Here is a 4517-nt window from a genome sequence, read left to right on the forward strand (position 1 = left end):
ATATAATATAATATATTAATTTGATTATATATTCAATGCAATTTTAGTAAAATAACTGGAAAAAGGAAAAATATAGCTTATTGCAAAACAAAAATTATTAAAATGTATTGACTAAATTTCATTTTTAGTTCATAATATTTAATATAAGTGAATAACTGGGGTAGAGGTGCGAAATTTAAGAGTAAAGTTGCGGAGTTAAGCGCATTGAAACAACTTAAAAGGAAATTTCGCCGAAGTGTTTAGCTAATGCTTTAATGCTGAACAACTGGGCTTGTATAAAATATGTACAAGACTGTCACAATATTTTAATTTGTGGAGAGCTATCATTCATTACGGAATTAATATTTTTATGTTTAATTGCCTTGAGTGTACTCTCAAGGTATTTTTTATTATAGGCTCATCTTGGTTAATTCACTTATGGGAATTTAAAACCCATAGGGAGGAATAAAAAATGCAAAATGTAAATGCAGTAGAACAACTAAAGGACAAAAGTAATTATAAGCTGAAAAGAGGACTTAAAGCGAGACATTTAAATATGATTGCCATGGGTGGAGCCATTGGAACAGGCATATTTTTAGCACTTGGTGCTACTATTAAACAAGCTGGTCCCGGAGGAGCACTAGTAGCCTACGGATGTATAGGAGTTATGGTATATTTCCTAATGACCAGTTTGGGAGAAATGGCCACATATATGCCTGATTCAGGTTCTTTCGGCACTTATGCTACCAAGTTCGTAGATCCGGCTTTAGGCTTCGCATTGGGTTGGAACTACTGGTATAATTGGGCTATAACTGTAGCAGCAGAAATGGTAGCGGGAGCTCTTATAATGCAGTATTGGTTTCCAAATATACCTGCCATTATATGGAGTATATGTTTCTTGACTTTGATTGTTGGGCTTAACCTATTATCTGCCAGGGCTTATGGTGAATCGGAATTCTGGTTTGCAGGAATCAAAGTATTGACAGTTATTGTATTCTTAATAGTCGGCATAGCAACTATCTGGGGCATATTTAACGGAAAACCTGTAGGGCTGAAGAATTTTACTATAGGAGAAGCTCCATTTGTTGGTGGATTTAAATCTATATTTTTGGTATTTTTAATTGCAGGTTTTTCATTCCAAGGTACAGAACTTGTAGGTATAGCAGCAGGAGAAAGTGAGGATCCAGAAAAAAACATACCAAGAGCAATAAACACTATATTTTGGAGAATACTTTTATTTTATATAGGTACTATATTTGTAGTAGGAGCTTTAATTCCATACATGAATGCAGGCGTGAATACAAGTCCTTTTACCATGGTGTTTGAAAGGGCAGGAGTAGCAGGAGCAGCTTCCCTTATGAATGCAATCATATTGACTTCCGTATTATCTGCAGGAAATTCTGGAATGTATGCTTCTACCCGAATGTTATATTCTATGGCAAAGGATAAAAAAGCTCCAGCATGGTTGGCGAAAGTCAATTCAAGAGGAGTTCCTGTAAATTCATTAATACTTACTACTATAGTGGCATCTGCATGTTTTCTCACGGGACTTTATGCTGAATCTACAGTTTATGTATGGCTTGTGGCAGCTTCAGGACTGGCAGGATTTGTGGCCTGGCTTGGAATAGCACTTTGCCACTATCGTTTCAGAAAAGCCTATACGGTACAAAAACGTGATTTCAGTAAATTGAAATATAAAGCTAAATTGTTCCCTTTGGGACCAATAATAGCTCTTGCATTGTGTATTGTAGTTATATTAGGGCAGGGAATTACTTATTTTGGAGCCGATAAAATAGACTGGAGCGGAGTGATTTCCTCTTATATAGGCCTTCCTCTATTTGCAGGATTGTGGTTGTGGTATAAGAAAAAATATCATACCTCCACAATAAAATTAGAAGAAGTTGATTTTGACAGCATTGAAAAGGATATGAAATATTTGAAATAAAAGTTAAAAGTTCAAATGTCAGAGTTCAAATCTGGTGGATTTTCGCCATAAGCTGAAAATTATCACTATTTGATACCCGATATTTGAACTTTTATATTTAAACACAGAGAGTATGAATTCCCCTATAAATCAAAGTAGTGCACAAACATACTGCAAAGGCGGTTATCAATGGAATAAATGCTGAAAGTACCGTCCATTTTAAGCTTTTTGTCTCTTTTTTTATAGTAAGAAGTGTAGTTGCACAGGGCCAGTGAAGTAAACTGAACAGCATGATATTTATAGCTGTAAGATATGTCCAGCCATGGTTTAAAAAAATCTGTTTTAAAGACAAGATGCTTTCAACATCAACCATTGTATTTGTGGATAAATACAACATAAGCAGGATAGGGAGTACTATTTCGTTTGCAGGTAAACCAAGCAGGAAGGCCACCAATATACATCCGTCCATACCTATGAGTTTTCCCAGCGGATCTAGAAACATAACTACATGATTTATTATATTGATGTCTCCAATGTATATATTGGAGAGTATCCATATAACTGCTCCTGCCGGAGCTGCTACAATTACTGCTCTCCAGAGTACAAATATGGTTCTGTCTATTATGGAAGTGTATATTACCCGTCCAACTTGAGGTCTTCTATAGGGAGGAAGTTCAAGTGTGAAGGTGGACGAAACACCTTTTAGTAAGGTTTTGGATAATAAATAAGATATAGATAATGTTACACATATGCCGAATAGTATTATGAGAGTTATAATTACCGCAGGTATTATTTTAGAAAAATTGGCACTTGAGGCAAAGAACAAAGAAGATATTATTATCAGTGTAGGAAATCTTCCATTACAGGGGACAAAGTTATTCGTTACAGTAGCTATAAGTTTTTCCCTTGGAGAGTCTATTATTCTGCAGCCTATTACTCCTGCGGCATTACACCCAAGTCCCATACACATGGTGAGACATTGTTTTCCATGGGCACAGGCTTTTTTAAAAAGATGATCCAGGTTAAAGGCAACTCTGGGTAGATACCCAATATCTTCTAGCAAAGTGAATAGGGGAAAAAATATGGCCATAGGAGGCAGCATTACAGATATAACCCAGGCTAGAGTTCTATAAACCCCTAAAATCAACATACCATATAGCCATTTGGGAACATTTAATTCAATAAACCATTTGGCAAGTACATCTTCGAATCCAAATAGTATTTTGGATAGGATATCAGAAGGTATATTTGCCCCCTTTATGGTTATCCATAAAATTCCACATAACATCAGCAGCATGAGTGGTATTCCATATTTTTTTGAAGTTATTATGAGATCAGGATTGATTTTTTTAACAGCTTTTTTACCTGTTCTTTTTCTTTTAATATAATTTAATTTTATAAATTCAGCTAGCTTATAATTCTGTTCCGTTATATAATCCCTTATGGCTTCTCTATCTGTATTTTTGCATAATTCGTCTACAGATTTTTTAGTGTAATATAGGGCATCTTTGTCAAGATACTTTGACATAGAATCGAGAAAGTTCTCATTTCCATCCATAAGCCTTATAGAAAGCCACCGGGGGTTTATATTCAAAAATCTTTTTTCTACCATTTTTTTTATCTTATCTACTGTATTCTCTATGTTTTTATAGGTTACAGGATTATAGTTCAATTTTATTTTATTTAACGCAATATCATATATACTTTCTTTTAACTCATCTATACCTATATTGTTTCTGGCAGAAGACATGATTACTGGTATTCCCAGCTTTTTTTCTATAGCTTTGCCATCTATTATTATACCTTTTTTTTCTGCCTCATCTATCAAATTTATACACAGTACTACGTTGCAGTTAACTTCCATTATCTGAAATACCAGATTTAAATTTCGCTCTAAACAGGTAGCATCTGTGATTACAGCTATGACATCGGGGTTCCCAAAGCATATAAAATCTCTTGCTACAGTTTCTTCAGTAGAAGATGCAAATATAGAATAAGTACCTGGTAAATCAACAATTAAAAAATCTTCATCTTTGTATTTGTAACTTCCACGGGCATTTACTACAGTTTTACCAGGCCAATTACCAGTGTGCTGGTGAAGACCTGTAAGAGAATTAAATATAGTGCTTTTACCTGTATTGGGATTCCCAGCTAATGCTACTACGAAAGTTTTTTCTTTAGCTTGAATATTGAAGGTATCTTTAAGCGATTTGCTTCTTGTGGATTCAAAAGTTAATCCCATATTTATTCTCCTTTATCTGCTGTATTGCTATCAAAGAGGCTTCTTCTTTTCTAAGAGCAATTAAAGTATCTCTAATTTTATATAAAGTCAGATTATCACCAGGTCCTTTTAATATCACCTCTATCAAGGTCCCCTTGGTAATGCCAAGTGCCATCATTCTTTCCCTAAGTAGATTTTTTGAGAAGAGCTGTTTTACCATTACTGTTTTGCCTACATTCACATGACAAAGTTTTTCCACATTAATTCCTCCTTCCCAGGGCTCGTAAAAATATAAAATTATTTCCCTAGGCTAAAAATATTAGTCTAGATTAAAACTCGATTCAATATTAATTTATGAAATATAAAAATAAACGTGATTATAATCTTTTATAA

3 protein-coding genes and 1 riboswitch are annotated in these 4517 nt (G+C 34.3%); of the genes, 1 reads left to right on the forward strand and 2 read right to left on the reverse strand.

Going from position 1 to position 4517, the window contains the following annotated elements:
* The first annotated feature begins 153 nt into the window (after positions 1-153).
* A riboswitch (Lysine riboswitch) is annotated at positions 154-331 on the forward strand.
* Positions 332-451: 120 nt separating this feature from the next.
* On the forward strand, positions 452-1924 hold the full coding sequence (locus tag J5G60_RS16725; RefSeq protein WP_150358045.1) for an amino acid permease: 1473 nt from the start codon (positions 452-454) through the stop codon (positions 1922-1924).
* A 97-nt stretch (positions 1925-2021) separates the two neighbouring features.
* Here the strand turns inward: J5G60_RS16725 and feoB are convergent, their stop codons facing one another.
* Together feoB and J5G60_RS16735 are read right to left on the reverse strand one after the other, a co-directional pair.
* Positions 2022-4145 carry a ferrous iron transport protein B gene (gene feoB, locus J5G60_RS16730; RefSeq protein WP_150358046.1) on the reverse strand — a complete coding sequence of 708 codons (2124 nt, stop codon included), beginning with the start codon at positions 4143-4145 and terminating at the stop codon, positions 2022-2024.
* On the reverse strand, positions 4129-4383 hold the full coding sequence (locus J5G60_RS16735; protein ID WP_150358047.1) for a FeoA family protein: 255 nt from the start codon (positions 4381-4383) through the stop codon (positions 4129-4131). Before J5G60_RS16735 ends, feoB begins: the two co-directional genes overlap by 17 nt.
* Positions 4384-4517 lie beyond the last annotated feature (134 nt).

It is taken from the genome of Clostridium sp. HV4-5-A1G (assembly GCF_900184915.1).
Lineage (GTDB): Bacteria > Bacillota > Clostridia > Clostridiales > Clostridiaceae > Clostridium_B > Clostridium_B aromativorans.